Source organism: Roseobacter denitrificans OCh 114 (genome assembly GCF_000014045.1).
GTDB lineage: Bacteria > Pseudomonadota > Alphaproteobacteria > Rhodobacterales > Rhodobacteraceae > Roseobacter > Roseobacter denitrificans.
Map to the genome: position 1 here is coordinate 3,011,915 of NC_008209.1, position 26,721 is coordinate 3,038,635.

At 61.2% G+C, this 26,721-nt stretch carries 27 protein-coding genes and 1 tRNA gene; 16 read left to right on the plus strand and 12 right to left on the minus strand.

Features of this window, described 5'->3' with window-relative positions:
• Nucleotides 1–22: 22 nt before the first annotated feature.
• Nucleotides 23–1,435: a protein adenylyltransferase SelO gene (locus RD1_RS14420; protein ID WP_011569260.1), complete on the plus strand. Its 1,413-nt coding sequence runs from the start codon at nucleotides 23–25 to the stop codon at nucleotides 1,433–1,435.
• Here the strand turns inward: RD1_RS14420 and RD1_RS14425 are convergent.
• Nucleotides 1,432–2,319, minus strand: coding sequence for a DMT family transporter (locus RD1_RS14425; RefSeq protein ID WP_011569261.1), 888 nt, complete (start codon nucleotides 2,317–2,319; stop codon nucleotides 1,432–1,434). The two genes, RD1_RS14420 and RD1_RS14425, sit on opposite strands and share 4 nt — an antisense overlap.
• Nucleotides 2,320–2,382: 63 nt before the next feature.
• Nucleotides 2,383–3,684: a DEAD/DEAH box helicase gene (locus RD1_RS14430; protein WP_011569262.1), complete on the minus strand. Its 1,302-nt coding sequence runs from the start codon at nucleotides 3,682–3,684 to the stop codon at nucleotides 2,383–2,385.
• Nucleotides 3,685–4,021: 337 nt separating this feature from the next.
• Between RD1_RS14430 and RD1_RS14435 the strand changes: the two genes are divergently transcribed.
• The 4 genes from RD1_RS14435 to RD1_RS14450 all read left to right on the plus strand — a co-directional run bounded on the left by RD1_RS14435 (nucleotide 4,022) and on the right by RD1_RS14450 (nucleotide 7,234).
• The gene (locus RD1_RS14435; RefSeq protein ID WP_011569264.1) at nucleotides 4,022–4,435 is read left to right on the plus strand and encodes a Fur family transcriptional regulator; all 414 of its coding nucleotides are present in this window, start codon (nucleotides 4,022–4,024) and stop codon (nucleotides 4,433–4,435) included.
• Between the two features lie 75 nt (nucleotides 4,436–4,510).
• Nucleotides 4,511–5,383, plus strand: coding sequence for a DMT family transporter (locus RD1_RS14440; protein ID WP_011569265.1), 873 nt, complete (start codon nucleotides 4,511–4,513; stop codon nucleotides 5,381–5,383).
• A gap of 64 nt (nucleotides 5,384–5,447) precedes the next feature.
• On the plus strand, nucleotides 5,448–6,722 hold the full coding sequence (gene eno / locus RD1_RS14445; RefSeq protein WP_011569266.1) for a phosphopyruvate hydratase: 1,275 nt from the start codon (nucleotides 5,448–5,450) through the stop codon (nucleotides 6,720–6,722).
• Entirely contained in the window at nucleotides 6,719–7,234 is a 516-nt protein-coding gene (locus RD1_RS14450; protein ID WP_011569267.1) for a GNAT family N-acetyltransferase, read from the plus strand. Before eno ends, RD1_RS14450 begins: the two co-directional genes overlap by 4 nt.
• Here the strand turns inward: RD1_RS14450 and RD1_RS14455 are convergent.
• Complete coding sequence (locus RD1_RS14455; RefSeq protein WP_011569268.1) at nucleotides 7,224–8,300, minus strand: NAD(P)/FAD-dependent oxidoreductase; 1,077 nt, start codon at nucleotides 8,298–8,300, stop codon at nucleotides 7,224–7,226. The two genes, RD1_RS14450 and RD1_RS14455, sit on opposite strands and share 11 nt — an antisense overlap.
• 107 nt (nucleotides 8,301–8,407) lie before the next feature.
• Entirely contained in the window at nucleotides 8,408–9,541 is a 1,134-nt protein-coding gene (locus tag RD1_RS14460) for an anhydro-N-acetylmuramic acid kinase (protein ID WP_011569269.1), read from the minus strand.
• Between the two features lie 64 nt (nucleotides 9,542–9,605).
• Between RD1_RS14460 and tyrS the strand changes: the two genes are divergently transcribed.
• The 3 genes from tyrS to RD1_RS14475 are packed head-to-tail and all read left to right on the plus strand — an operon-like array spanning nucleotide 9,606 to nucleotide 12,230.
• Nucleotides 9,606–10,856 carry a tyrosine--tRNA ligase gene (gene tyrS, locus RD1_RS14465; RefSeq protein WP_011569270.1) on the plus strand — a complete coding sequence of 417 codons (1,251 nt, stop codon included), beginning with the start codon at nucleotides 9,606–9,608 and terminating at the stop codon, nucleotides 10,854–10,856.
• A 19-nt stretch (nucleotides 10,857–10,875) separates the two neighbouring features.
• Nucleotides 10,876–11,631 (plus strand): SDR family NAD(P)-dependent oxidoreductase, encoded by a 756-nt coding sequence (locus RD1_RS14470; protein ID WP_011569271.1) that lies wholly within the window; start codon nucleotides 10,876–10,878, stop codon nucleotides 11,629–11,631.
• Nucleotides 11,631–12,230, plus strand: a complete 600-nt coding sequence (locus tag RD1_RS14475) for a hypothetical protein (protein WP_011569272.1) — start codon at nucleotides 11,631–11,633, stop codon at nucleotides 12,228–12,230. The genes RD1_RS14470 and RD1_RS14475 overlap by 1 nt, the downstream gene beginning before the upstream one ends.
• On the opposite strand, the gene RD1_RS14480 is transcribed toward RD1_RS14475, so the two are convergent.
• The 3 genes from RD1_RS14480 to RD1_RS14490 all read right to left on the minus strand — a co-directional run bounded on the left by RD1_RS14480 (nucleotide 12,227) and on the right by RD1_RS14490 (nucleotide 15,326).
• A complete protein-coding gene (locus RD1_RS14480; protein ID WP_011569273.1) occupies nucleotides 12,227–14,035 on the minus strand; it encodes an ABC-F family ATP-binding cassette domain-containing protein in 1,809 nt (602 codons plus the stop codon). The genes RD1_RS14475 and RD1_RS14480 overlap by 4 nt on opposite strands.
• A 66-nt stretch (nucleotides 14,036–14,101) precedes the next feature.
• Entirely contained in the window at nucleotides 14,102–14,827 is a 726-nt protein-coding gene (locus RD1_RS14485; RefSeq protein WP_011569274.1) for a GNAT family N-acetyltransferase, read from the minus strand.
• Between the two features lie 22 nt (nucleotides 14,828–14,849).
• Nucleotides 14,850–15,326, minus strand: coding sequence for an outer membrane protein assembly factor BamE (locus RD1_RS14490; RefSeq protein ID WP_011569275.1), 477 nt, complete (start codon nucleotides 15,324–15,326; stop codon nucleotides 14,850–14,852).
• A gap of 87 nt (nucleotides 15,327–15,413) precedes the next feature.
• Between RD1_RS14490 and RD1_RS14495 the strand changes: the two genes are divergently transcribed.
• From RD1_RS14495 to RD1_RS14530, 8 genes are all read left to right on the plus strand, one after another.
• Nucleotides 15,414–15,959 (plus strand): YceD family protein, encoded by a 546-nt coding sequence (locus RD1_RS14495; protein ID WP_011569277.1) that lies wholly within the window; start codon nucleotides 15,414–15,416, stop codon nucleotides 15,957–15,959.
• Between the two features lie 230 nt (nucleotides 15,960–16,189).
• A complete protein-coding gene (gene rpmF / locus RD1_RS14500) occupies nucleotides 16,190–16,396 on the plus strand; it encodes a 50S ribosomal protein L32 (RefSeq protein ID WP_011569278.1) in 207 nt (68 codons plus the stop codon).
• A gap of 49 nt (nucleotides 16,397–16,445) precedes the next feature.
• On the plus strand, nucleotides 16,446–17,519 hold the full coding sequence (plsX, locus tag RD1_RS14505) for a phosphate acyltransferase PlsX (protein WP_011569279.1): 1,074 nt from the start codon (nucleotides 16,446–16,448) through the stop codon (nucleotides 17,517–17,519).
• Nucleotides 17,516–18,487 carry a beta-ketoacyl-ACP synthase III gene (locus RD1_RS14510; RefSeq protein ID WP_011569280.1) on the plus strand — a complete coding sequence of 324 codons (972 nt, stop codon included), beginning with the start codon at nucleotides 17,516–17,518 and terminating at the stop codon, nucleotides 18,485–18,487. The genes plsX and RD1_RS14510 overlap by 4 nt, the downstream gene beginning before the upstream one ends.
• A gap of 97 nt (nucleotides 18,488–18,584) precedes the next feature.
• Nucleotides 18,585–18,887 (plus strand): integration host factor subunit alpha, encoded by a 303-nt coding sequence (gene ihfA / locus RD1_RS14515; RefSeq protein ID WP_044033484.1) that lies wholly within the window; start codon nucleotides 18,585–18,587, stop codon nucleotides 18,885–18,887.
• A 4-nt stretch (nucleotides 18,888–18,891) separates the two neighbouring features.
• Nucleotides 18,892–20,109, plus strand: coding sequence for a MerR family transcriptional regulator (locus RD1_RS14520; protein ID WP_011569282.1), 1,218 nt, complete (start codon nucleotides 18,892–18,894; stop codon nucleotides 20,107–20,109).
• Between the two features lie 56 nt (nucleotides 20,110–20,165).
• Nucleotides 20,166–20,242, plus strand: a tRNA-Pro gene (locus RD1_RS14525).
• Between the two features lie 67 nt (nucleotides 20,243–20,309).
• Entirely contained in the window at nucleotides 20,310–21,386 is a 1,077-nt protein-coding gene (locus RD1_RS14530; RefSeq protein WP_011569283.1) for a 2'-deoxycytidine 5'-triphosphate deaminase, read from the plus strand.
• A 51-nt stretch (nucleotides 21,387–21,437) separates the two neighbouring features.
• Here the strand turns inward: RD1_RS14530 and scpB are convergent, their stop codons facing one another.
• From scpB to argS, 5 genes are all read right to left on the minus strand, one after another.
• Entirely contained in the window at nucleotides 21,438–22,109 is a 672-nt protein-coding gene (scpB, locus tag RD1_RS14535) for an SMC-Scp complex subunit ScpB (protein ID WP_044033171.1), read from the minus strand.
• Nucleotides 22,106–22,897 carry a segregation and condensation protein A gene (locus tag RD1_RS14540; RefSeq protein ID WP_011569285.1) on the minus strand — a complete coding sequence of 264 codons (792 nt, stop codon included), beginning with the start codon at nucleotides 22,895–22,897 and terminating at the stop codon, nucleotides 22,106–22,108. Before RD1_RS14540 ends, scpB begins: the two co-directional genes overlap by 4 nt.
• Nucleotides 22,898–22,912: 15 nt before the next feature.
• Nucleotides 22,913–23,911, minus strand: coding sequence for a beta-N-acetylhexosaminidase (gene nagZ / locus RD1_RS14545; protein WP_011569286.1), 999 nt, complete (start codon nucleotides 23,909–23,911; stop codon nucleotides 22,913–22,915).
• A gap of 3 nt (nucleotides 23,912–23,914) precedes the next feature.
• On the minus strand, nucleotides 23,915–24,883 hold the full coding sequence (locus tag RD1_RS14550; protein ID WP_011569287.1) for an SPOR domain-containing protein: 969 nt from the start codon (nucleotides 24,881–24,883) through the stop codon (nucleotides 23,915–23,917).
• An 81-nt stretch (nucleotides 24,884–24,964) separates the two neighbouring features.
• Complete coding sequence (argS, locus tag RD1_RS14555; protein WP_011569288.1) at nucleotides 24,965–26,707, minus strand: arginine--tRNA ligase; 1,743 nt, start codon at nucleotides 26,705–26,707, stop codon at nucleotides 24,965–24,967.
• Nucleotides 26,708–26,721: the final 14 nt, after the last annotated feature.

Below are 26,721 nucleotides of genomic sequence, written 5' to 3' on the forward strand. Positions count from 1 at the left end.
CAAAGCCGCTTATATGCCAGTCATGACAATTACCGCCCCCTTTGATAACAGCTATGCGCGGCTGCCGGCTGTGTTCTACACGCGCCTCAAGCCGACGCCCGTACGCGACCCGTCGCTGATTGCATATAATGAACCGCTAGGGGATATCTTGGGTATCTCCGCAGCGGATGCGGCCGAACGCGCCGCCGTCTTTTCGGGTGCGAAACTGCCCGAGGGCGCGGCACCCTTGGCACAGCTTTATGCGGGGCATCAGTTCGGCAATTTCAATCCGCAACTGGGCGATGGCCGGGCCATTCTGCTGGGCGAGGTCATCGGCACGGACGGCAAGCGCTATGACGTGCAACTGAAAGGGTCCGGCCCCACGCCCTATTCGCGCATGGGCGACGGGCGCGCATGGCTCGGTCCGGTGCTGCGAGAATACGTTGTGTCCGAGGCGATGCATGCGCTTGGCGTACCCACCACGCGCGCGCTGGCGGCAACGCTGACGGGTGAAGACGTCCTGCGCGAAACGGTTCTGCCCGGCGCGGTGCTGACGCGCGTGGCCGCCAGCCACCTGCGGGTTGGTACCTTTCAGATCTTTGCCCACCGGCGGCAGATTGATGCGCTGAAAGAACTGACAGATTACGCGATCGCGCGCCACGCACCGGATGCGGACGGACCGCTCGGACTCTTGCGCGCGGTCTGTGCCGCGCAGGCTGAACTCGTGGCCGGCTGGATGTCGCTCGGCTTTATTCACGGCGTGATGAATACCGACAACAGCGCAATATCGGGGGAGACCATCGACTATGGCCCCTGCGCCTTTATGGATGTCTATCATCCCGACACGGTGTTCAGTTCTATTGATCAGACCGGGCGCTATGCCTATTCCAACCAACCGCGGATCGCGGTATGGAACATGGCGCAGCTGGCAACCGCCCTTTTGCAGCAGATGGACGACCCGGAAGCAGCCGTTGAAGAAGCCACGCAGATCGTGCACGCCATGCCCACGCAGATCGAGGCCGCATGGCTGGATCGCATGGGCAAAAAGATCGGCATAGCCAAGGCCACGCCCGAAGACACCCCCCTGATCGAGGGTCTGTTGAAGCTCATGCAGGAGCAAAAGGCCGATTTCACCAATACATTCGATGCGCTGGCGCGGTCTGACGCGCGCGATCAGTTTCTGGATCGGGATGCCTTTGACGAATGGTGCGCGCAGTGGCGCGCGCGCCTTTCAACGCAAAGCAACCCAAGCGCTGTGATGCAGGCCGCATCGCCCCGCGTCATCCCGCGCAACCATCGGGTCGAAGAGATGATTGCCGCTGCCGTGCAGGGTGATTACGCGCCTTTTGAACGCCTGCTGAAGGCTTGCACAGACCCGTTCAACACCGATGACACGGACCTGATGCGGCCGCCGACCAAGGACGAAATCGTACCCGCCACTTTCTGTGGCACCTAAGCTGCGCGCGGTTTTCGGTTGATGAGATAGATGCCAAGCGAGACCAGAACCAAAGCTGCCCAGACCTGAAGCCCGACGTCTTCATTCAGCAAAAGCCAGCCAAGGATGACGGCAAAAACCGGCGACAAAAAGCTGAAGGAGGCGACAGAAGACGCCGGATAAATCGTAAGCAGCCAGAACCACGCCAGAAACCCGAGGCTCGCCACGGCGACGATCTGAAACAGCAGCCCGGCGTAGTGGATCGGCTGCGGGTCGCGCATCAGATCCCCTGTCAGCAGCGCCACAAACAACAGGATCGGTGCGGAGATCGCCACCTGAAACATCAACTGCTGGGCAGGTTTTACTGCACTCAGCGGTGTGATCTTGACGCAAAGCGCGATCCCGGCCCAACAAATCGCCGATGTCAGCGCCATCAGATCCCCCACCAGACTGGCGGTAGCATCACTGCGATCAAGCAGCGCCAGCGCCACGCCCGACATGGCCAGCACCAGCCCCACTGCCTTGAGCCGTGTCATCGGATCACCGGGCAGCAGAAAGTGGCTCGCAATTGCCAACCAGACGGGCATGGAATAGAAAATGACCGACGCCCGGCTCACCGTGGTGAAATCGAGCGCGGTGAAAAGCACCATGAACTCCAGCGCGAACAACAGACCGCAAACGATACCCGCCGGAATGGCCGCGCGTGGCACGCTCAACGGGATCGCCCGCCACCGCATCCAGATCAGCAGCACCACCACAGCACCGGCCGACCTGAGACCCGCCGCAAAAACCGGGCCAAAACCATCGACCGTGACCTTGATCACGACCTGATTGAAGGCCAGATGCAGCGCAAAAGCGATCAGCGCCGCAGCCCCAATCGCATCCATGTTTGATTTACGGTCCATCCGCGCACAAAGCCGCGCGGATCAGCGGATGTCAATCTGACGTTTAAGTAAGCCTGAGGGAGTTCAGCGGTTTGCGCCACCCGAAGCCGCGGGTTTGCCACGGCGGTTGCGTGCGCCGGCGCGCTTGCGTGGCCCCCCGGGTCTGCCGCCTGCGGGTTTACCTGCCTGCGGCGGGCGACCGCCGCGTCCGCGACCCCGGCCCTTTGTCTTGTCGCCGGGCGGAATATCCGCAGCCTCCCAAGGCCTGCCGGAGCCGACCGGGATCGAGATCCCCATGGTTTTCTGGATCGCCTTCAACTCGCCCATCTCATCGGGCGCACAAAACGCGATGGCCGCACCATCCTTGCCCGCCCGCGCTGTGCGCCCGATGCGGTGAACGTAATTGTCAGGCACATTCGGCAGATCATAGTTGTAGACATGTTTCACGTCCGGAATGTCGAGACCCCGCGCGGCCACATCCGTCGCCACCAGAACCTTGATCTCCCCGGATTTGAAGGCTGCGATGGCGCGGTCGCGCTGGCCCTGACTTTTGTTGCCGTGAATGGAGCCTGCCGCGTAGCCCGCCTTGACCAGCGATTTCATCAGCTTTTCAGAGCCGTGTTTCGTACGGCCGAAAACCAGTGCGCGTTCGTCGCGGTGTTTGTCCAGCATCTCGATCAACAGGCCGGGTTTTTCGGATTTGGCGATGAAATGGACTTCCTGCGTGACCTTGTCGGCGGCCTTGCCCGGCGGGGAGACCTCAACCCGGATGGGGCTGCGCAGATAGCTATTGGCCAGTTCGTTCATCTGTTTCGGCATCGTGGCGGAAAACAGCATCGTCTGACGCTCTTTGGGGATCACGCTGGCGATCTTGCGCAGATCATGGATGAACCCCATGTCCAGCATCTGGTCCGCTTCATCCAGCACCAGAAAAACCGCCTCATCCAGCCGCACGGCGCGGCGGTCCATCAGGTCCAGCAACCGCCCGGGCGTTGCAACCAATAGATCAACACCGCGCTCTAACCGTTTGATTTGGTTGTTTATCGACTGGCCACCAACCACCATCGCAACCTTCACCTTGGTGTTTTCGGCAAAGGAGCGCAGATTGACGCTGATCTGCGTGGCCAATTCACGCGTCGGCGCCAGAACCAGCCCGCGCACGGATTTGGGCGCGGGCCGCCCGTCGAGTTCCAGCATCTGCGCCACCAGCGGCACGCCAAAGGCGGCCGTTTTACCGGTGCCCGTTTGCGCAAGGCCCATCACATCGCGCCCGTTCATCGCATGCGGTATCGCCTGTTTCTGGATCGGAGTCGGATCCTTCAGACCCATGCGGCCCAGTCGTGCCACCAGTTCCGGTGGCAGGTTCATCATTTCGAAATCGCTCATTCTTACCCTCTCGCAGGCTCTTGCCTACGCAAAATCGCAGCCGCCCAACAAGACGGCCATCGCAGGATGCACTCGGGATCACAGGCGCAGGCAACATACCTGCCACTGTCCTTTGCGCTCGCACCCACGCGTGATTTTGGGAACATAGGTGGGCCTTATCGGTCACAGCGCGCGCCCTGAACGACGTCCCGCGGCAACTCTGCTCACGCGGCAGAAGGCATCACCAGACACTCACATGCGCCTTGCTGGTGCAGAAGTCAACCGAAACACAAAAACTTGGCTGGAACCCCTGCGCAAAGGCGGCTAAAAACTCGGCCTACGTCACGGGGGCCATCGCATGAGCAAACCAATCATCAAACGCTGCGAGGCGAAGGGGCTGCGCATGACCGGCCAGAGGCGTGTCATCGCGCAGGTCCTCGAAGACAGCGCGGATCACCCGGATGTCGAGGAGCTTTATGCGCGTGCCGTGACCATCGACGGCGGCATTTCCATCGCGACGGTGTACCGAACGGTCAAGCTTTTCGAGGAAGCGGGCATTCTGGACAAGCTCGAATTCGGCGACGGGCGCGCGCGCTACGAGGACGCCGAACGCGACCATCATGATCATCTGATTGATATGAATTCAGGCGAGGTTATTGAATTCGTAGACGCCGAAATCGAAGCCTTGCAGGAGCGGATCGCCAACAAGCTGGGATATGAGTTACGCGGGCACCGTCTGGAACTCTATGGTGTGCCGCTGAAAAAAGAGTGATGCAAGCGCGCGGCGTGGACATCTGCAACGGCGCGGCCTAAGGGACTGGCATCCCTTTTGGCAGGAAAACCCCCGATGGATAATTTGCGCGGCGCGGCCCTCATGGTTCTGGCGATGCTTCTTTTCGCGCTGGAAGATATGCTGATCAAACTGCTGGCCGTTGATCTGCCCATCGGCCAGATCGTGGGCATGCTGGGTCTGGGCAGTGCGCTGCTGCTGGCCATCGTGCTCAAGACGCAGCGTCAGGCGCTGTTTACCGCCGCCCTGCTCACCCCCGCGATCATGCTGCGCGCTTTTGGCGAGTTGGTCGGCACCATCGGGTTTGTAACGGCCATCGCCCTTACTCCGCTGTCGACGGCTTCGGCGATCCTGCAGGCGACGCCACTGTTTGTTACGCTGGGAGCGGCGCTGTTTTTGCAGGAATCCGTTGGATGGCGGCGCTGGACGGCGATTATCGTGGGCTTTTTCGGGGTAATGCTGATCATCCGGCCCGGGCTTGAGGGGTTCAGCTGGCTGTCGCTCTTTGCGGTGCAGGGGGTCATTGGCCTTGGCATTCGCGATCTGGCAACCCGGCGCGTACCGCCAGAGACATCCTCGCTGCAGCTCAGCTTCTGGGCTTTCCTCGTGCTGATCCCGGCGGCGGGGTTGATGATGTGGTTCAACCAGACCAGCCCGATCACGCCACCGCCCTCTACGCTGCTCTATTTTATTGCCGCGCTGTTGATCGGAATTTTCGCTTATTACTGCATTGTCGCAGCCATGCGCGTGGGCGAAATCAGCTTCGTCACACCTTTTCGCTATTCCCGCATTCTCTTTGCGCTGGTCATCGGCATCAGTATCTTTGGCGAGCGCCCTGATGCGCTGACCTTGCTGGGGGCTGCGATCATCGTCGCCTCCGGTCTTTATACGTTGTGGCGCGAACGCCGGGTCCGGGGCGGGGCGCACTAGGCCTTTCCATCCTTGAGCCGTCGGGCTATCACCTCGGCAAATTCATATGCAGGAGCCCACACTCATGAGCACGATCATCGACATTCACGCCCGCGAAATTCTGGACAGCCGTGGCAATCCAACGGTCGAAGTTGATGTGATCCTCGAAGATGGCACGATGGGGCGCGCCGCCGTGCCCTCCGGTGCCTCGACAGGCGCCTACGAGGCGGTGGAACGCCGCGACGGGGACAAGACCCGCTATATGGGCAAGGGCGTGCTGGAGGCGTGCGCCGCTGTCAACGGTGAGATCGCGGATGCGCTGGTGGGTCTGGACGCCACTGAGCAGGTCGACATTGATGCAAGCATGATCGAACTGGACGGCACGGCGAACAAATCCCGCCTTGGCGCGAACGCCATTCTGGGCGTGTCACTGGCCGCCGCAAAGGCTGCTGCGGATTACTGCACGCAGCCCCTCTACCGCTATGTCGGGGGTACATCGGCGCGTGTCCTGCCCGTTCCCATGATGAACATCATCAACGGTGGCGAGCATGCGGACAACCCGATCGACATTCAGGAATTCATGATCATGCCGGTGGCCGCCGACAACATCCGTGACGCCGTGCGCATGGGATCAGAAGTCTTCCATACACTGAAAAAAGAGCTCTCCGCCGCGGGCCTCTCCACGGGCATCGGTGATGAAGGTGGCTTTGCACCCAACATCAACTCCACCCGCGACGCACTTGATTTCATTTTGAAATCCATCGAAAAGGCAGGGTACAAACCGGGGGAGGAGATTTACCTCGCTCTGGATTGCGCGGCGACAGAATATTTCAAGAATGGCAAATACGAGTTGTCAGGTGAAGGCAAATCGCTGACGTCTGAGGAAAACGTGGCCTATCTGGCGGCATTGGTCGCGGATTACCCGATCATCTCCATCGAGGATGCGATGTCCGAAGATGACTGGGACGGCTGGAAGGCGCTGACGGACGCCTTGGGCCACAAGGTTCAACTGGTCGGGGATGATCTGTTCGTCACCAACCCTGAGCGTCTCGCCACAGGCATCGAACGTGGATCGGCCAACTCGATGCTGGTCAAGGTCAACCAGATCGGCACCCTGACCGAAACGCTCAAGGCCGTGGATATGGCCCATCGCGCCGGCTTCACCAATGTGATGTCGCACCGCTCCGGAGAGACCGAAGACGCCACAATCGCGGATCTTGCGGTCGCCACGAACTGCGGTCAGATCAAGACCGGCTCGCTTGCCCGCTCTGACAGGCTGGCAAAATACAACCAGTTGATCCGGATCGAGGAAGCCTTGGGCGAAACAGCGGAATATGCCGGTCGTTCAATCTTGCGATGAGCCCGGTGATCACGATCAGGCCCGCGCGAACGTCCGATGAACTTGACGATGTTCGGCGGCTCTGCTGGGAGTATCGCGACTATCTGCTGGGTTTTGACGCCAGCATGAAGAACATCGTCGATGTCTTCTATCCCGTGGACGCTTATACCGCGCTCATGCAGGACCTGGCAGGGAAACATGCGCGCCCGCGTGGCGAAATTCTGCTTGCCAAGCGTGACGAGCATTCCGTCGGCTGTGCCATGATGCACGCGCTGAATGATCAGGACGTCGAAATCAAGCGCGTGTTCGTCCAGGCGCAGGCGCGTGGCACTGGCGCGGGCGCACAACTGTCGCAAGCCTTGATCGAACAGGCGCGCAGCGACGGTGCAAAACGCATCTTGCTCGACACCAATGCCAGTTTCACAGGGGCACGGCGTCTTTATGAAAAGCTGGGGTTTACGCAGCGCGGCCCCTACAGTGAAATCCCCGAGGTAGCCCTGCCCATGCTGGTGTTTTACGAACTCAAGCTGTAAAGCGCTGCGGCCTGTAGGGTGCAATCAGCGAGGCTTCTTCATTGCTGAGCGCCTGCGCCAAGACCTCTTTCGCCGCGATTTCAGACACCAGAGGCGCAAGTGTCGCGCCGGAGTGCATCGTGCTGACGTAAAGGCCCGCCAAATCACTTGCCCCGACCACCGGCAGCCCGTCCTGAGGCACGGGGCGATGCGCCAGCGTGACCTGCTCCCACGTCAGCGACTGACCCAGCAGGTCAGATACCCGCGCGACCGCCCGGTCGGCGAGCACTTGCGGGTTTTCATCAATCGCTTCGGCACTGTCGCTTTGATGCGACGCCGAGGTAGGTGCCAGTATCCGCCCGGACGTATCCTGACGCACCTCCTGCCCCGGCGTGACCAGAATATGCGAAATGACCAGCGCGATCGGCGCGGACCTGACAATAAGTGCCGGACGCGTCAGCATCGGCAAGGACTGCCCCACATCCGCCAACAAGCCCTGCGTCGCCACGCCCGTCGCCAAAAGAACCGCGTCAGCGGGGATCGTGCCCCCTGACCAACGCACGCCCTGCACATGCTCGCCCTTGTGCTCAAGCCTCGTGACGGCAACGCCGGCGATGACGCGCGCGCCAAGCGCTGTGGCCGCTGTCAGAGCGTCATGGGCAAGTGTCGCCAGATCCACTGCGCCTTCGCGGTGCATATGCAAGGCGCGTGGGGGAGCGGCGATAGACGGCTCCAACGCCGCGATTTCTTTCTGTTCAAGGATCGACACCGCATAGCCATAGCTTTTGAGCATATCATACTGAGCCGCGATGCCCGCGTCGTCTTCCCAGGACAGGCAGCCCTGCCAGACCGTAGCCCGTGAGGCGAGGATATCCGCCAGACGCCGATGCGCGGACATGGCCGCAAAGCGCAGATCGAAATGGTTGCGGTCATGGAAGAAACTGGCGTTGATCCACCCGAAAGAAGCCCCGGAGGCGGCATTCGCCGGTTGCCCCGCCTCGATCACCGTGACATCCGCGCCGCGCCGCGCAAGGTGGAAGGCGCTCAGCGCGCCGATGATGCCTGCCCCGACGATAACGACTTTCACCGGCTCTCTCCCTCTCGCGGATGTTTGGGGGCAGATTACCTTGCTGCGGGGGCAGCGCAAGAGATGAGCGGCGCGCGCAGCTTGGGGTGCCTCCAGATCGCGAAAGCCTAGCCGGTTTGCGCAGCCATGGCGGCGGTGCCCGGATAGCTGATCCGCCCGCCCCCGACCGGTGCCCGCACCCCAGTCGTGCCCGGACAGGATGTGGGCAGACCGCGCGCCACACGCACGCCAAGATAGGCAAACGCCTGCGCCTCAAGCATGTCGCCATCAAGGCCGACGTCTTCCACCGGCTTGACCGGGCATGCGAGCATGCTCTGCAACATCTCCATCAAGACAGGGTTCTTGCGCCCACCCCCCGTCACCAGAACCTGTTGCGGCACTTGCGGGCAGTGACGCACCCCCTGCGATACGGCTGCCGCTGACAGGGCCGTCAAAGTGGCCACAGCATCTGCGTCCGGCAAGGTGTCGACCAGATCGACGATCTGGGAAAAGTCATTCCTGTCCAGTGATTTGGGCGGGATACGCGCAAAGTAAGGCGCCGTCAGAGCCCGCTCAAGCACGCGTTGACAAACAGTGCCCTCGCGCGCGACCTGCCCGTCCCGGTCATAGGCCAGCCCAAGGCGCGCCTGCACCAGATCATTCACGGGCGCATTCGCCGGGCCGGTATCAAAGGCCAGCAGTGCGCCAACCTCTTCGGGGCGCGCAAAGGACGGATCGACATAGGTCAGATTGCCCACCCCGCCGAGGTTCAGAAACGCGAGCGGCTGCGTCGCACCGATGTACTTCGCACAGGCGAAATGGAAAAACGGGGCGAGCGGCGCGCCCTCTCCGCCCATTTCCACATCCCTGGTGCGGAAATCCCAGATCACGGGCCGATCCAAAGCGGTTGCAAGCCACGCCCCGTCGCCCACCTGCAAGGTGCCTTGGGTGTGGGGGGCATGTGCCAGAGTCTGGCCGTGAAAGCCGATCAACCGCGCCTGCTGAAACCGCGCGAGGACGGTGCGGTGCACCTGTTCGATCACCCCTGTCGCAGCCTCGACATCAGCGCCTTGCCATTGACCCAGCGCTTTGGCCAGGACCGCGCGTTGGGCGTCGCTATAGGGTTCATAGGCTGACGCGCCGAAACCATCTATCGCCACACCATCCGTGACAACGATCGCGGCATCCACACCGTCGAGCGATGTGCCACTCATCGCCCCCAGCGCAGTGATCGGTCCCGTTTTTGCGATGGCGCTTTCCAAAGCCTTTTCCTTTGTCTGCACAGCACCTATAGAGTGGGCGCATTGCAAGCAGAGAGCAAGACCAATGACCTACATCCCGAAATCCGATTTCATGGCAGTGATGATGGCGCGCGGCTTCATGGCCGATTGCACCGATTATCAAGGGCTGGATGAAGCCCTGCTGAAGGGTGTTCAACCTGCCTACATCGGTTTTGATGCGACGGCCAAATCCCTGCATGTGGGATCGCTGATCCAGATCATGATGCTGCGCTGGTTCCAGAAAACCGGGCACAAACCGCTGACGCTCATGGGGGGTGGGACCACCAAAGTGGGCGATCCGAGTTTTCGCGCGGACGAACGCCCGCTGTTGGGGCCAGAGGCGATTGACGACAACATCGCCGGAATCAAACAGGTGTTCTCCGCCTATATTGATTATTCGGATGCGCCCACCGGGGCCTTGATGCTGAACAATGCCGAATGGCTGGACAATCTCAACTACCTCGACTTCCTGCGCGACATCGGGCGGCATTTCTCGATCAACCGGATGCTCAGTTTTGAGAGCGTTAAATCGCGGCTCGACCGGGAACAATCGCTGTCGTTTCTGGAATTCAACTACATGATCCTGCAGGCCTATGATTTCATGGAACTGTATCGCCGCTACGGTTGCATCCTGCAACTTGGCGGATCGGATCAATGGGGCAATATCGTCAACGGTATTGATCTGACCCGCCGTGTCATTGATGGCGAGGTCTATGGGCTGACTTCGCCCCTGCTGACGACATCGGACGGCAAGAAGATGGGTAAATCCCAATCCGGCGCGGTTTGGCTGAATGCCGATATGTTCTCCCCTTATGAATTCTGGCAGTTCTGGCGCAATACGACGGATGCGGATGTCGGGCGGTTTCTGAAACTCTATACCGAGTTGCCCTTGGATGAATGTGAGCGTCTGGGCGCGCTCGCAGGCTCCGAGATCAATGCCGCCAAGATCACGCTGGCCAACGAAGTCACAACGCTTTTGCACGGCGCAGAGGCGGCGGCGACGGCTGCACAGACCGCGCGTGACGTCTTTGAAAAAGGCGGGGTTGGGGATGACCTGCCCACCCTGACGCTAAGTGCCGAAGACGTCGCACAGGGCATTTCCATCGTTCAGCTGATCGTCAAATCGGGTCTGGCCAATTCGGGCAAGGAAGCCAAGCGTCTAATCGCGGAGAATGGTGCCAAGATGGATGATGCACCCTTGACCAACGCGGGGTTGATGATCGACGCCGCCGCGTTACAGTCACCGATCAAGCTGAGTGCTGGCAAAAAGCGTCACGCGATGGTGCAACTGGGCTAAGGACGAGGAACCCGCAGCAATGAAACTCGCTACAACCAATGCGGTGATTACCGGTGCCGCCTCTGGCCTTGGCGAAGCGACGGCACGCCACTTTGCACAGCACGGCGCACAGGTGACCCTGCTGGACCGCGATGCGGACCGGGGACAGGCCGTCGCGCGTGAGATCGGTATGCATTTTGTTGAAACGGATGTGACAGATGAGGCTTCGGTCAAGGCCGCCATCGCCACCGCCAAGGAACAGATGAACGGCATCACGGCAGCGGTGAACTGTGCCGGGATCGTCTATGGAATCAAGACCGTGGGCCGGGATGGCCCCCACCCGCTTGCGCCGTTTTCGCGCACGCTCGATGTGAACCTTGTCGGGACCTTCAACGTGGCTCGGCTGGCCGCTGAGGCGATGGCCGAAAACGACCCTGAACTGGATGGCGCACGCGGTGTCATCATCAACACCGCCTCGATTGCCGCATTTGACGGGCAGAAGGGTCAGGCTGCCTATGCCGCGTCCAAGGGCGGCGTGGTGGGGATGTGTTTGCCGATGGCGCGCGATCTGGCGCAGGTTGGCGTGCGTGTCATGACAATTGCCCCGGGTATCTTCATGACGCCGATGCTGGCCGGGCTCAGCGACGAGATCCAGGCCGAGCTTGCTGCGGATGTGCCATGCCCCCGCAGGCTGGGCGAGCCCGCAGAATTCGCGCAACTGGCGGGTTTTATCGTCGAGGCCGGGTATCTGAACGGCGAAGTCATCCGCATTGATGGCGCGCTGCGGATGCGCTGATGCCGCTGCAAAACCGCGTGCAACCCACAGGAGAGATCATCGCTCACCCGGCGCGGGGTCAATTCATGGGCAATCGCGGCGTTTTACATGACTCAGACCAGCGTCTGGGCAAAGCGCGCTGGCGGCACAAGGCATGGGTGACTTGCGTGCTGTCTTTCAAAAACCGCCGGCGCGCATTGATGAGCCCCCGCCGCTATACCGAGCTGTTCTTTCTGGACGAGGCCGTCGCCTTTGCCGCCGGGCACCGCCCCTGTGGGGAATGTCGCCGTGCGGATTACAACCGGTTCCGTACAGCTGCGGGAATAACGACACCCATTGCTGCTTATGACAGTATGCTGCACGCCCAACGCGTCGTGCCACGCCGCTATGAACACCTGCGCTACACCGCTGACATCGCGGAGTTACCGGATGGCGCGTTTATCCTGTCCGAATCCGGTGCTGCGCATCTGGCCTGGGGCGATGCTCTGTTGCCCTATAGCCCCTCGGGATATGGCCCGCCAATCCGCCGGCCCGCGCAAGGGAGCGTCACTGTCCTGACACCTAAGCCCCTCGTGGACGTCCTGCATGCGGGATATGCCCTGCAGGTGGCGCAGCCCTAGACTTGCGCCTTTTCCTCAAGCATCAGCCATTCTTCTTCGGCTTCTTCCAGCAGTGCTTGCCGCGCAACCAGAGCATCCGTTGCTTTCTGAAATTTGACGGGGTTCTCCGTGAAAAGGGTCGCGTCGCTGAGAAGCTCAACCAGTTTTGCAATCTCTGCTTCAAGGCGCGCCATCTCCTCCGGCAGGGCATCGAGCCTGTGTTGTTCCGTGAAACTCAGCCCCGTCTTGGGCTTGGGTTTACCCTTGGCGGCGGGCGTTTCGCTTGTCTTGGGTTTTGCAGCCTCCGGGGCGCCGTCGGTGCGACGTTGCGAGACATAGTCGCTCCACCCGCCAGCATAGACCGTAGCACGGCCATCGCCTTCCATCGCGATTGTCGTGGCGGCGACCCGGTCGAGAAAATCGCGGTCGTGACTGACGAGAAGAACCGTGCCGTCATAAGTTTCCAGCAGTTCCTGCAACAGATCGAGGCTTTCCACATCCAGATCGTTCGTCGGCTCATCCAGCACCAAAAGGTTGCTCGGGCGCGCCATCAGCTTGGCCAGCAGCAGACGCGCCTTTTCACCGCCAGACAGTGAGCGGACCGGTGCGCGCGCCTGTGCCTCGTCAAAAAGGAATTCCTTGAGATACCCGACCACATGTTTGGGCTGCCCGCGCACCATGACCTGATCCGCCTTGCCTGAAACGCGCATCTCCGGATCGCCCGTCAGACTGTCCCACAGGCTCATATCCCCATCAAGCTGCGCGCGCGCCTGATCAAACAGCGCAATGTCCAGATTGGTGCCCAGTTTGACATCGCCCGCATCCGGGGTCTCGCGCCCGATCAGCATATTGAGCAAGGTCGTCTTGCCCACGCCGTTCGGCCCGACAAAGGCGATACGGTCCCCCCGCTGGATGGTCAGCGAGAAAGGCGTCAGAATGGTTCTGTCCCCGAAGGCCTTGGTGATATTGGTCGCCTCGATGACCTTGCGCCCGGACTTCGGACCGGCCTCAAAGGCCATGGCGGCGGTGCCCTGGCGCTTGATCTGCGCGGCGCGCTGCGCGCGCAGGTCCTGCAGGGCGCGCACACGGCCCTGATTGCGCTTGCGCCGCGCGGATATCCCCTCGACCGCCCAACGGGCCTCGGCCTTGATCTTGCGGTTGAGCTTGTGGCGCTGCGTGTCTTCTTCTTCCCAGACGGTGTCGCGCCATGCCTCAAAGGCATCAAAACCCTTTTCCTGCCGCCGCACCACGCCGCGATCAATCCAGAGCGTGGCCCGCGTCAGCGCGCGCAGAAAGGCGCGGTCGTGGCTTATGATGATGTAACTTTTACGGCTCTGCCGCAGTTCCTCTTCGAGCCATGCAATCGCCTCGATATCAAGGTGGTTCGTGGGCTCGTCGAGCAGCATCAGGTCCGGTTCATCCGCCATGATGCGCGCCAAAGCCGCGCGCCGCCGCTCCCCCCCGCTGGCGGTGGCAACCGGGCGCGCGGGATCAAACTTGAGCCCCGCCCCCGCACGTTCCACCTTATACATCTCGGATGGATCAAGACCGTGGGACGCAAACTCACCCAAAGTGTCAAAACCGCTCAGGTCGGGGTCCTGCTCCATATACCCCACGGATATGCCGGGACCGGTGATCACATCACCCCGGTCGACGTCAACAGTGCCGGCCATGACCTTCATCAGGGTCGATTTGCCCGACCCATTGCGCCCCACCAACGCCACACGGTCACCGGGCTGCGTCACAAGGCTCAGCCCGTCAAAAACTGGATCGCCCCCAAAGGTCAGCGAGATTTCATTGAGTTGTAAAAGAGGAACACGGGCCATGACGCGCAGCTATGCTGCCCACCCGATCACGTCAATGCTGAAAGCGGCAGGAGATGCAGATTGCGCTCACTGCGTCCCCACCAGATAGCGCAGCGCCCTTTTGCGCGCGGGTGGGATCAGCGCCACCTCAACCCCGGTAAAGACATGCATCGTGTCCATCTGCCGGTCGATCACCGCGTGATCGCTGACCCAGGCACCAAGGCCGAGATAGCTGCGCAACAGGGGCGGCGTCTGCGTCATGGCCCGTTTGTGATCCGGGCCTGCACTATCATTGCACGCCAGCGCCACATGCTCGGCCACTTTGACGCCGGGCAACCATTGGCACGGCGCGATATGGCGATGGGCCAGCAGCGCAAAGCAGGCGTCATAAAGTGCCGGAACCGTCCCCTGAAAAGACGAACAGCCAAACAGAAACGCAACCCCAAGAGCATCCACCCGCGCCGTCAACACCGCCCATGCAAGGCGCAGCACATCCGGATCAACGCAGCCGGGCCGCAGGCAAAACCGCCCGACCTCCAGCATATCTCCACAGTAACGTTCAAGCGGTGACAGGTCATAAAACTGCGCGGAATAGCTCTGCGTTATGTCCGACGGGGTCAGGTGCAACATGCGAAAACAGCACACCGCCGCGCCGCTGTCTGTCTCTGTGATCAGGACGTGAATGCAGCGTGGGTCATAGGCATCGCGGTCATGCGTCGCCTGCACGCCAAAACACGCGGCGCGAAAGATCTGCGCACGCGCAACCACAGCTCCATCATGCACCAGCGTAGCCCGGTACCGACCGCGTTCCATCAGCACGCCCTCATGTCGTGATCTACAGGCCGAGACCACTCGGTGTAAAACTGCCGATATTCCCCACAAGCTGACGCAGGAAGGATTTGCCTGCGACACTGGAATCAGTCACGCGGCGGGTCAGACTGACGATCTGTCCCCGCTCCAGCCCGAAACTCTCCACGTTTTCGACGATGCCATTGTCATCGAAACTCACCGCGACCACCTGCCGTTCGACGACTTCCGGGTCCAGCATGGCGACCGTGCGCATGCGGCTGCGCACAAAGTAGAGTGCGTCATCTTCCAGCACCGATGTTGATCCGGATGTGCCAAGCGTCTCTTCCACGGACGAGCGCGTGTCGATGCCCACCACGATCTGATCCAGGTCTTCCTGCGGGGGCACATATCCATGATTGCGATAGGTCGGACCGCAGGCCACAAGCGCGACCAGAACACCCGCCAAGGCGACGCAACGCGCCGTTTTGGAAAACCGGTATCCCTGCGGTATTCGCATACTCATAACGCTGGCCCTTGCCCTTGTGCTCTGTGGCTTCTATCTCGCTTACACCATGCACGTGCTATGGTTCAAGAAACGAAAGCATGATCAATGACGCAATCACCGCCCTCGCCGACCGCTTTGCGCGTCAGTGGCTTGTCACAGAACGCGCCCACACCCTTTGAGCTGCGCCCGCCCAAGGCCCGGCTGGCTGAATTGGCCACGGAACTGGACCTGCTGGGCCTGCGCAAATTGTCGTTTGTCGGGCAAATTTCGGCACTTGGGACTGCAGACTGGCAGCTTGATGCAACTCTGGGGGCAACGGTTGTGCAGCCATGCGCCGTTACGGTTGAACCGGTGACAACGCGAATCGATGTGCCCGTCCGGCGCGCCTATCAAAAGGACTTTGTCGAGGTAGACGCGCCCGAGGCGGAAATTCTGGAAGATGACACCGTAGAGCCGCTATCAATGTGGATCGACCCGGCAGAGGTCATGATCGAGGCGCTCCTGCTGAACCTGCCGCTTTACCCGCGCGCGCCCGGTGCGGAACTCGGCGCGCTCAGCGTGAGTGAACCCGGCGTGCGCCCAATGACGGATGAGGATGCACGCCCCTTTGCCGGTCTGGCAGGGCTCAAGGAACAACTTAAAGACGACTGACGCGCTGCAAAGGCTGCACGCGCGCACCCCGCACCCGAGCCGGGCCAAAAAGAGCTTGCACGCGCGGCGGATCACAGTATTTTCCGTGGCTCTTCCAAATAGGGTTGGACAAAGCGACGGCTTGCGCCTAAACGCACGTCACACCCTTGATTGGGACATCTATTCACGAAACTCGGCTTCTTGCGCGATACCTCCGGCGCAAAGCCCCGAACGACAAAAGGCCCAAGACAATGGCTGTTCAACAGAACAAAGTCTCCAAATCGCGCCGCAACAACCGTCGCGCGCACGATTCGCTGGTCGCAGCAAACCCGAATGAATGCACCAACTGTGGCGAGCTGAAACGCCCCCACCATATCTGTGCCGCCTGCGGACACTATGACGATAAAGAAGTCGTGGCGCTGACAGAAGAGATTGATCTGGAAGACGACGCAGCCTAAACCTGTGCCTTAACGAATACGGGCAGCAGGGTTTGGGGGCAGTCGCTTTATGACGGCGCAGACCGGTCAGACGCAATCACAGGACGCGCGCATCATCATCTCGGTAGATGCGATGGGGGGGGATGAAGGTCCCGCCGCCGTTATTGCGGGCTGCGATGTGTCAGCGCGCAAGAATCCGGATGTGTTTTTCATCCTGCACGGGCCAGAGGCGGAGATCACGGCACTCGTGAACCGCCGCAAATCATTGCAAGGCCGATGCGAAGTCCGCGATGCAACCGGTGTCGTCACGATGGACGACAAGCCCAGTCAGGTTGTGCGCAACAGCAAGGGCACCTCCATGTGGTCCGCCATAGAGGCCGTGCGCGATGGCAGTGCGTCAGTCGCCGTTTCCTGCGGGAATACCGGCGCGCTCATGGCGCTGTCCATGATCCGGCTGCGCAAACTGCCCGGTGTGAACCGTCCCGCGATTGCCGTGCTTTATCCTTCTTCCAATCAACAGGGCTTCAATGTGCTGCTTGACGTGGGTGCGGACATCAAGGCGGATGCCGATGATTTGCTGCGCTATGCGCTGATGGGTATGTCCTATGCGCGCAACGGTCTGGACCTGCCCCGCCCCCGGGTTGGATTGCTCAATGTGGGAACAGAGGAACACAAGGGCCGCACCGAACTCAAGGAAGCCTTTGACCTGATCAAGGAACAGCAGGAGCCGGCGGGATTTGATTTTGTCGGCTTCGTGGAAGGCGGCGATATTTCGGGTGATCTGTGTGATGTGATCGTGACAGACGGTTTCACCGGCAACGTCGCGATCAAGACCGGCGAAGGCACGGCGAACCTTGTGGGCAACCGTCTGCGCGAGGCTTTCCGCTACACGCCCCTGTCGCGACTGGCCTCGCTGCTGGCCTATCCGTCGCTGCGCCGTCTGAAGAAAAAGATCGACCCCCGCCGTGTGAATGGCGGCGTTTTTCTGGGGCTGAACGGCACGGTCGTGAAATCCCACGGGGCCGCCGATGCTACCGGCGTGTCATCCGCAATCAAACTCGCGGCACAACTGGCGCATATCCAGTTCACCGACAAACTTGCGGCCCGCGTTGCCGGTCTGCCCGCAGAGGAGAAAACCCAGTGACGCTGCGTGCCGTTGTAACGGGTGTCGGACATTACCTGCCCGACCGTATCGTGCCCAATTCCGAGTTCGAAAAGACGCTGGATACCAATGACGAATGGATTCGCGCACGCTCCGGCATTGAACGTCGGCATTTCGCCGCCGAGGGTGAGACAACCGCGAGCATGGCCGCCGCCGCCAGCCGCGCCGCACTCAGCATGGCAGGGGCAGAGGCGCAGGATGTGGATGCGATCATCGTCGCAACCTCGACGGCGGATCTGACCTTTCCCTCCGCGGCAACCATGGTGCAGGCCGAGCTTGGCATGACGCGCGGGTTTGCCTTTGACGTGCAGGCCGTCTGCGCAGGCTTTGTCTTCGCGCTGAGCAATGCCAATGCGCTGATCCTCTCCGGTCAGGCCAGACGGGTGCTGGTAATTGGTGCCGAGGCCTTCAGCCGCATCATGGACTGGACGGATCGCTCGACCTGCGTGCTCTTTGGCGACGGCGCGGGCGCTGTGCTGCTCGAAGCGCAGGACGGCACGGGCACCTCTGCGGATCGTGGTATTCTGTCTACCGATCTGAATTCCGACGGGCGACACAAGGATTTGCTCTATGTGGATGGCGGTGTCTCGACGGGCACGACCGGATATCTGCGCATGCAGGGCAATCAGGTGTTCCGCCATGCGGTTGAAAAACTGGCCGCCACCGCGACCACAGCGCTTGAGCGCGCAGGCGTGAGCGCGTCAGATGTGGACTGGGTCGTGCCGCATCAGGCGAACATCCGCATCATTCAGGGCACCGCCAAAAAACTTGGCGTGTCCATGGATCGGGTCGTGGTCACCGTGCAGGATCACGGTAATACCTCTGCCGCATCGATTCCCCTTGCCCTGTCGGTGGGCCATGCACGCGGGCAGATCAAACAGGGCGATCTGGTGGTCACCGAAGCCATTGGCGGAGGATTGGCCTGGGGTGCGGTTGTCCTGCGCTGGTAAAGCGGGTTATTTTCGCTCATCCGCCTTTGAGCAAGTCATTGATATTGACTCGTAAAAATGCATGGACGTACAGTCGCTGAAAAAGAAAGGGACGGAGATGGCCGAGAAAACACTGACCAGAATGGACTTGAGTGAGGCGGTTTTTCGCGAGGTCGGGTTGTCTCGAAACGAAAGCGCGCAGTTGGTGGAATCAGTGTTGGAGCACCTCTCCGATGCGCTGGTGAATGGCGAACAGGTCAAGATTTCATCCTTCGGCACCTTTTCGGTGCGCGATAAATCAGCCCGTGTCGGGCGCAATCCCAAGACCGGCGAAGAGGTTCCGATCAACCCGCGCCGCGTGCTAACGTTCAGGCCCTCTCACCTGATGAAAGACCGCGTAGCCAACGGCAACAAGTCCTGACAACATGCCAAAATCGCCTGACGCGTTCCGCACGATCTCAGAGGTCGCAGACTGGTTGGGCGTTCAGGCCCATGTTCTGCGGTTCTGGGAAAGCAAATTCAGCCAGGTCAAACCGGTCAAACGTGCGGGCGGCAGGCGCTATTACAGACCCGCGGACATGCTGCTGCTTGGTGGGATCAAACAATTGCTGCATGAGGATGGCCTGACCATCAAGGGCGCGCAGAAAATGCTGCGCGAACACGGGGTGTCCTACGTCGCGGATATGTCGCAACCGCTGGATGATCTGACCATTGCCGTGATCGAAGGGAATGCCGCCGGACCCGAAGACGACACGGTCGATCTGACAGAGCCAGCGATCGAAAGTGCAGCCCACGAAGAAGCTGCTGCGCCGCAAGAAGCCGAGGCGTTTGATGCCCCGCCTGCTGCGCAAACTGCCGAAGTATTTGATGACCCCCCCGCCGCGCCCGACGCGACGCCGCTGCCGGAACCAGAGGTGCGTGATGTGACACCGCCTGAGCCGCAGGATATGGCCGGCCTGTCGCAACCCGATCTGCCGCCCGAGACGCCCGAAGCCATCCCGCCTGAGGCGTCTGACCCTGAACCCGCGGTGCAGCACGCCGAACCAGAGGCCGCACCTGCCCCCGCTCCTGATCCGGCACCAACGATGCAGCCTGCCGAACCGGTTGAAGCCCCCGCACCGCAGGATCCCACGCCTGCGCCGATGGAAACCATCCCGGAGGCAGCGACACCGCAAAGCGACGCGGTCAACGCGGAACCCGAGCAGCCAACAGAGGAGCCGCAGGAAACAGCGCCGGCCATGCCGAGCTTTCGCGCACGCCCACGTACAGCCGAAGCCACGCCGCCCGCCACGCCAGAACCGAGCGCTGTTGCACCAACCCCGGCGGCTGCGGAAAATGTACCACCCACAGACCCCACCCCCGCCGCGCCCCAGGACAGCGGCGAAGCCGAACCGGCGCCTGCCGACACCACCGCGCCCGCGCCCACGCCTGAGGCCCCGGTGGCGCGTAAACCGAAGGTCGTCGATCTGCCGCCCATACCGCTGCTTTCGCAGATCGCGGTCGACCCCTCAGCGCTGGCCGCGCTGACGAAGGTCAAGGCGCTGACCCCGGCACAGGCGCAAGAGATCAAACCGCTTGTCGCGCGACTGACCCGATTGCACGCGAGCATGGCAAACCCGCTCAAAGACATGCACAAAGACTAAGCGGTGGTATTTCTCTCTTGCCACGACGCCCAGATCGGGTATGTAGCGCGTCAAGTCGGGCTATGGCGCAGCCTGGTAGCGCGTCCGTCTGGGGGACGGAAGGTCGCAGGTTCGAGTCCTGCTAGCCCGACCAAAATACAGCCGACACCAAGCGCCCGTACTGTTGCAGTGCGGGCCTTTGTGTTTGAGGGAGCGGATAGATGAGCGGTGTGCTGCCAAACCAGACCATCGAACGGATGGTCGCGCAAAACCAGATCGCCGCAACGCGTACCCTCGTGGACGGGCAAATCCAGCCAGCAAGCCTCGATTTGCGCCTTGGCAGCGTCGCCTATCGGGTGCGCGCCTCCTTTCTGGCCGGTCACGGCGCGCGGGTCATGGATCGGTTGCGCGAATTTGAGATGCACCGCGTGGACCTCTCGCCGGGGGCCGTTCTGGAAAAGGGCTGCGTTTATGTCGTCCCGCTGATGGAATCGCTCGCCCTGCCCGACGAGGTTCAGGCGGTGGCGAATGCCAAAAGCTCCACCGGGCGTCTTGACCTGCTGACCCGGACGATCACCGATGGCGGCACCGAATTTGACCGGGTGGCGGCAGGGTATCACGGCCCGCTTTATGCCGAGATATGCCCTCGCTCTTTTTCCGTTCTGGTGCGGCCCGGCATGCGGCTCAACCAGATCCGTTTTCGCGCCGGTCATGCGGTGCTGGATGATACGGCGCTGAAGCGCCTGCACCACGATATCCCGCTGGTGGACGGCGATGCGGTCATCGACGACGGGCTGGGGTTTTCGGTCGATCTGAAGCTGAAAGACACCACGCTGGTCGGCTTCCGCGCCAAACCGCATACGGGCGTGATTGATCTGGAACAGATCAACCGATACGACGCGTCCGAGTATTGGGAAGAAGTCCACACCCAGAACGGGCAGATCATTCTGGACCCCGGCGCCTTCTATATCCTCGTCAGCCGCGAAGCGGTGACGATCCCGCCCAATTACGCCGCTGAAATGGCTCCTTATCTGGCGATGGTGGGAGAATTCCGTGTGCATTATGCCGGCTTTTTCGATCCCGGGTTCGGCTATGCAGCGGCAGGCGGGGCCGGGTCACGCGGGGTGCTTGAGGTGCGCTGCCACGAAGCACCCTTCGTGCTTGAACATGGACAGGTTGTTGGCCGGCTTGTCTATGAGCGCATGGAAGAGGCCCCGACGCAGCTTTATGGGGCGGGCATCGCTTCCAACTATCAGGGACAAGGTCTGAAACTGTCCAAACACTTCAAAACGCCATAATCGCTGCATCCAGGGCTCTGCAGGAAACGCCAGCCCGTTTGCATCCGCTGCTTAGTCTTCGAAAAGCTCGCTTTGCCCTTCGGTGCTCTCTTCGGGCTCGTCTTCGTCCGAGGTCAGAGCCAAGGCTCCCGGCGGAGCCCGGTTTTCAAGCAATCCAGCGGCGCGCAGCTCCTTCAGGCCCGGCAGATCACGCGCGTTCTCAAGTCCGAAATGGTCCAGAAACTCAGCCGTCACGACAAAGGTCACGGGACGACCCGGTGTCATCTTGCGACGCCCGAAGCGAATCCATTCCATTTCAAGCAGTTGATCCACCGTACCACGCGACACCGACACGCCGCGGATCTCTTCGATCTCGGCGCGGGTCACAGGCTGGTGGTAGGCGATGATCGCCAGCGTTTCGACAGCGGCGCGGCTGAGTTTGCGCGTCTCGATGGTTTCGCGCTGCATCAGAAAGCCAAGATCCGGTGCTGTGCGCATCGCCCAGGCATCACCGATACGGCACAGTCTGACCCCCCTGCCCTCGTATCTCTTGCGCAGGTGAACCAAAGCCTCCGACGGGTCGGAACCATGCGGCATGCGCGCGCTCAACTCCTTGACCGACACAGGCTCTGCCGAAGCAAAGAGGATCGCTTCGACCATACGCTCCTGCTCTCCCATGGGCGGGGCCTCGAACAGGCTTTGTTCACCCTCGTCGGGCGCGGTGGGGTCGGTCTGATCATTCACTGGGGTCTGTCCCTTTTGCGCAATTCGATCGGCGCGAATGTGTCGGATTGACGTATCTCAAGGTGCCCCTCTTTCACAAGCTCCAGCGACGCGGCAAAGGTCGCTGCCGTTGCGGATCTGCGGCGCACCGGGTCAAGCTCCCAACCTTCGGGCAGATAGCTTGATATATTCGTCCACTCGCCCGCATAGCCAATCAGACCACGCATCCGTTCCAACGCCTGTTCCATGGTGAAAACGGCGTCGCGGTCCATGACAAAGGGGCGGAATTCATCGCGCGTTCGGATGCGCGCATAGCCCTGCATCAGGTCCAGCAAGGTGGCCGTGTATCGGATGTTGCGGGTGCGCGTGACCTCCTGTGTCTGGCCGCGCGCAAAGAAATCACGCCCAAGCCGGTCGCGCCCCATCAGCCGGGCCGCCGCATCACGCATCGCCTGCAACCGCTCAAGCTGGAAGGCCAGATGCGCTGCAAGCTCCTCGCCGCTTGGCCCCTCTTCCGTGGGGTCAGGGGGCAGCAGCAGGCGCGATTTGAGGAAGGCAAGCCACGCCGCCATCACCAGATAATCCGCCGCCAGTTCGAGGCGCAGAGCCTTTGCCCGCTCCACAAAGGCCAGATACTGTTTGGCCAATGCCAGAACGGATATTTTGCGCAGATCGACCTTTTGTGTGCGGCTGAGCGTCAACAAAACGTCCAGCGGGCCCTCAAACCCATCAACATCCACGATCAGCGCTTCGGCGGCCATGCGATCGGCAACAGACAGCTTGTCCTCTTCAAAGGGAATTTCAGCCATGCCCGTTCCTGACTTTCACGCCTGGTTCAACAGCGTCTCAAGCTGAGCCTGCGCGGCGGGAATGTCAATATCGTCAGGGGCGATCCGCGCATTCAGGGCGCGCAACGCACGGGTCTGGGCGGCAAAACGCATCTCGCCTGCCGCATCGGCGACGGCGTGGCGCTGCGCAAGCGTTCCGTTGCAATGCAACACCACATCGCACCCGGCAGCGAGCGCGGATTTTGCGATGTCAGGTAGCGACCCCGACAGCGCCTTCATCGAGATGTCATCCGTCATGATCAGGTTGTCAAACCCGATGTCCTCACGGATGGTTTGCATGACCTTGGGCGAGAGCGTCGCGGGCGCGCCGTCAAGCGCCTCATAGACCAGATGCGCGGTCATCCCCATGGGCAGATCGTTCAGCGCTTTGAAGGGGGCAAAATCATGTGCATGCAAATCAGCCGCCGAGGCCGTGACCCGCGGCAGATCATAGTGACTGTCCAAGGTTGCACGCCCGTGTCCGGGGATGTGTTTGAGCACCGGGATAACCCCGCCTGCCAGCATCCCATCCGCCGCCGCGCGGCCCAGCATCGCCACACTGTCGGCATCCGTGCCATAACACCGGTTGCGCAGGAATTCATGGGTATCGGCACTCGCGATATCGACCATTGGGGCGCAATTGCAGTCGATGCCAAGATCATGCAACTCCGCCGCGATCAGGCGATAGCGCAGATACATCGCCTCTTTGGCGCGCGAACCCGCCCTCGCTACGAAATCCAGCGGGGGCAGCCATTCTGTCCAGACCGGGCCGCGCAACCGCTGCACGCGCCCGCCTTCCTGATCAATGGTGATAGGGGCATCGCGCCCGACGCAGGCGCGCATCTCCGCACAAAGCGCGCGCACCTGATCCGGCGTGTCAATGTTGCGGGCAAAGAGGATAAATCCATAAGGGTTGGCGGCCCGAAAGAACGCCTTTTCATCCGCCGTCAGGCGTAGCCCTTCAGCGTCAAGAATAGTGGCTCCGAACCGCGCCACCGCCTATTTGACCTGTACCGGGATGCAATCGACACCCTCGGCCTTGATGGCCGCGCAAAAGCGCCGCGTATCACTCAGGCCCACGAACCCCATGGCGCGCAGACGATAGAACGTGCGCCCGCTCGATTGCACTTCCTGCACCACGCGCGATTTACCCGCGAGCATCTCGCCGAATTTGGCCTGAATACGGGTCCATTCCGCGCGCGCCACTTGGGGGCTGTCAAAAGCGCCAAGCTGGGCGAGACGTGTTCCGGACGGAATATCGGCGGCGGCAACCTCAACACTTTGCGCAGGCGTATAGGCGACGCGCTGCACGGTGTTTTGAATGTCCGCCGGGCGAATGCGGGGGCGCAGGGAGGCCCGTGCACCGGGGGCATCAATCGCCTCGGTCACCAGCACCGCAGGTTGCGGCGTCAGCGCGTCCGGGGCCTGCGTGACTTTGGAACTTTCCCCGGTCAACTCCGCCACAACCGCGTCGATGGCAACCTGCTGCGCACGATCCGTGGCCGGCACATCACCAGCCGCGGCCGTGTCGAGCGATTTATCCGCCGCAACAAGCGGTTCGGGCTGTACCACGGGTGCGTGCCGTTGAGTGATGACGGGCTGATCCTCATCGGTCAGTTCTGTTGCTGGTGGTGCAAGCACCACGCGGTCCACCGGACCCGATGCAGAACCGCGCGCGGCAATTTCATTGACCGCAAGGCCCTGATGGCGGGCCAGTTGCCCGCCGGGGTCTTCGGGGCGCACGCGCATCTCACCCTCTGCCGCGCGCACAACAGGGATGCCACTGACATCGCGCACCATGAGCTTATAGCCCCAGACACCGATGCCAGCGATCAACGCGATTGAAACAACCGCGCCCGCGAGGTTTGTGAGCGTTGCAATTGAAACCGATTGTGCGCCTGCGGGGTCTTGCCCCTGCGCGCCATGACCATAGTCGCCCCCATGATAGGAGCGTTGAAAATCCGCCATTTGTGCCTCACCGCCTTTGGGATACGTTGCCCCAAAAGTCTGTCTTACGAATTACTGCTCAGGCACGGGGCGCGTTTTATATCAACGCATTTCCTGTGCCGGTGTGACGCCGAGAATACCAAGACCGGCCGCAATTACAACGCTGCAGGCACGCGCGAGGGCAATTTTCGCTTGTGTGACTTTTGGATCATCCTGCACGAAACGCAATTCCGGCACATCATTGCCCCGGTTCCACAGCCCGTGAAACACGCCCGACAGCTCATAAAGGTAGAAGGCCACGCGGTGCGGTTCATTGCTGCGCGCCGCTGTTTCCACCAGACGCGGCCATTCGGACAGTTTGGCAATGAGACCCAGTTCAGCCTCATGGTTCAGCAGCGACAAATCCGCCGCCTTCAACGTGTCCATGTCCACAGCAATACCGGCCGCTTCGGCCTTGCGCATGACTGAGGCGACCCTCGCATGGGCGTATTGCACGTAAAACACCGGGTTTTCGCGGCTCTGCTCCATCACCTTGTCGAAATCGAAGTCGAGCATGGCGTCGTTTTTACGTGTCAGCATGACAAAGCGCGCCACATCCGGTCCGACCTGATCCACCACATCGCGCAGGGTCACAAAAGTCCCTGCCCGCTTGGACATCTTGAAAGGCTCACCGTTCTTGAACAGTTTCACCAGCTGCGTCAGCTTGATATCGAGCGGCACCTTGCCGTCCGACAGCGCGGAGACCGCCGCCTTCATCCGTTTGACATAGCCGCCGTGGTCTGCACCAAAGACGTCAATCAACGCGTCATACCCCCGACTGACCTTGTCGTAGTGATAGGCGATATCGGGTGCGAAATAGGTCCAGCTGCCGTCGGATTTCATCACCGGACGGTCGACGTCATCACCATGTTCAGTCGATTTGAACAGCGTTTGTTCGCGCGGCTCCCAATCTTCGGGCTTTTTGCCCTTCGGCGGCTCCAGCACACCGTCATAGATCAACCCCTTGCTTTTGAGGTCCTCGATCGCGGCTTCGATCCGCCCCGTGCCATAGAGCGATTTTTCCGAGTAGAACACATCCATCTCGACACCGAGCGATTTCAGATCAGCCCGGATCAAATCCATCATCGCATCGGTGGCAAATGTGCGAATGTCCTGCAGCCATGCCTCTTCGGGCTGGCCCACATAGCTGTCGCCCTTGAGGTCTTTCAGCTGTTGCCCCACCGGGATGAGATAGTCGCCGGGATAGGTGCCATCAGGGAAGGCCACCTCCTGCCCGTGCGCTTCGAGGTAGCGCAGGTACACGGACCGCGCGAGCACATCGACCTGCGCACCGCCGTCGTTGATGTAGTATTCGCGCGTCACATCAAAGCCAGCGTAATCAAGCAAGGAGGCCAAAGCATCCCCGAAGACCGCGCCCCGGGTATGGCCGACATGCAATGGTCCCGTCGGGTTGGCCGATACGTACTCCACGTTAACCTTCTGACCGGCCCCGATGTCCGCACGGCCAAAATCCGTGCCCTTGTCGAGCACCGAGAGCAACACCGCGCGCCAGGCCGTTGGCGCGATCCGCAGGTTCAGAAACCCCGGCCCCGCCACCTCAGCAGATGCAATGCGCGCGTCGGCGGCCAGCAGTTGCGCAAGCGCCTCGGCGATATCGCGCGGTTTCTTGCCTGCAGGCTTGGCCAGAACCATCGCAGCATTGGTCGCCATATCGCCATGCGCCGCATCACGCGGCGGCTCAACCGTCACGTTGGTCATGTTCAGGTCAGCAGGCAACTGCCCGGCAGTCACCATCTGGTCAACACACTCAAGCACAAGCGCGCGCATTTCGGCAAAAAGGTTCATCAGGCGGTCCTATC

What these genes read in the sequence shown, in the direction of transcription:
- RD1_RS14420 (WP_011569260.1), top strand. Translation starts at nt 23, where the DNA reads ATGACAATTACCGCCCCCTTTGATAACAGCTATGCGCGGCTGCCGGCT.
- RD1_RS14425 (WP_011569261.1), bottom strand. Translation starts at nt 2,319, where the DNA reads ATGGACCGTAAATCAAACATGGATGCGATTGGGGCTGCGGCGCTGATC.
- RD1_RS14430 (WP_011569262.1), bottom strand. Translation starts at nt 3,684, where the DNA reads ATGAGCGATTTCGAAATGATGAACCTGCCACCGGAACTGGTGGCACGA.
- RD1_RS14435 (WP_011569264.1), top strand. Translation starts at nt 4,022, where the DNA reads ATGAGCAAACCAATCATCAAACGCTGCGAGGCGAAGGGGCTGCGCATG.
- RD1_RS14440 (WP_011569265.1), top strand. Translation starts at nt 4,511, where the DNA reads ATGGATAATTTGCGCGGCGCGGCCCTCATGGTTCTGGCGATGCTTCTT.
- eno (WP_011569266.1), top strand. Translation starts at nt 5,448, where the DNA reads ATGAGCACGATCATCGACATTCACGCCCGCGAAATTCTGGACAGCCGT.
- RD1_RS14450 (WP_011569267.1), top strand. Translation starts at nt 6,719, where the DNA reads ATGAGCCCGGTGATCACGATCAGGCCCGCGCGAACGTCCGATGAACTT.
- tyrS (WP_011569270.1), top strand. Translation starts at nt 9,606, where the DNA reads ATGACCTACATCCCGAAATCCGATTTCATGGCAGTGATGATGGCGCGC.
- RD1_RS14470 (WP_011569271.1), top strand. Translation starts at nt 10,876, where the DNA reads ATGAAACTCGCTACAACCAATGCGGTGATTACCGGTGCCGCCTCTGGC.
- RD1_RS14475 (WP_011569272.1), top strand. Translation starts at nt 11,631, where the DNA reads ATGCCGCTGCAAAACCGCGTGCAACCCACAGGAGAGATCATCGCTCAC.
- RD1_RS14480 (WP_011569273.1), bottom strand. Translation starts at nt 14,035, where the DNA reads ATGGCCCGTGTTCCTCTTTTACAACTCAATGAAATCTCGCTGACCTTT.
- RD1_RS14485 (WP_011569274.1), bottom strand. Translation starts at nt 14,827, where the DNA reads ATGGAACGCGGTCGGTACCGGGCTACGCTGGTGCATGATGGAGCTGTG.
- RD1_RS14490 (WP_011569275.1), bottom strand. Translation starts at nt 15,326, where the DNA reads ATGAGTATGCGAATACCGCAGGGATACCGGTTTTCCAAAACGGCGCGT.
- RD1_RS14495 (WP_011569277.1), top strand. Translation starts at nt 15,414, where the DNA reads ATGACGCAATCACCGCCCTCGCCGACCGCTTTGCGCGTCAGTGGCTTG.
- rpmF (WP_011569278.1), top strand. Translation starts at nt 16,190, where the DNA reads ATGGCTGTTCAACAGAACAAAGTCTCCAAATCGCGCCGCAACAACCGT.
- plsX (WP_011569279.1), top strand. Translation starts at nt 16,446, where the DNA reads ATGACGGCGCAGACCGGTCAGACGCAATCACAGGACGCGCGCATCATC.
- ihfA (WP_044033484.1), top strand. Translation starts at nt 18,585, where the DNA reads ATGGCCGAGAAAACACTGACCAGAATGGACTTGAGTGAGGCGGTTTTT.
- RD1_RS14520 (WP_011569282.1), top strand. Translation starts at nt 18,892, where the DNA reads ATGCCAAAATCGCCTGACGCGTTCCGCACGATCTCAGAGGTCGCAGAC.
- RD1_RS14530 (WP_011569283.1), top strand. Translation starts at nt 20,310, where the DNA reads ATGAGCGGTGTGCTGCCAAACCAGACCATCGAACGGATGGTCGCGCAA.
- RD1_RS14540 (WP_011569285.1), bottom strand. Translation starts at nt 22,897, where the DNA reads ATGGCTGAAATTCCCTTTGAAGAGGACAAGCTGTCTGTTGCCGATCGC.
- RD1_RS14550 (WP_011569287.1), bottom strand. Translation starts at nt 24,883, where the DNA reads ATGGCGGATTTTCAACGCTCCTATCATGGGGGCGACTATGGTCATGGC.
- argS (WP_011569288.1), bottom strand. Translation starts at nt 26,707, where the DNA reads ATGAACCTTTTTGCCGAAATGCGCGCGCTTGTGCTTGAGTGTGTTGAC.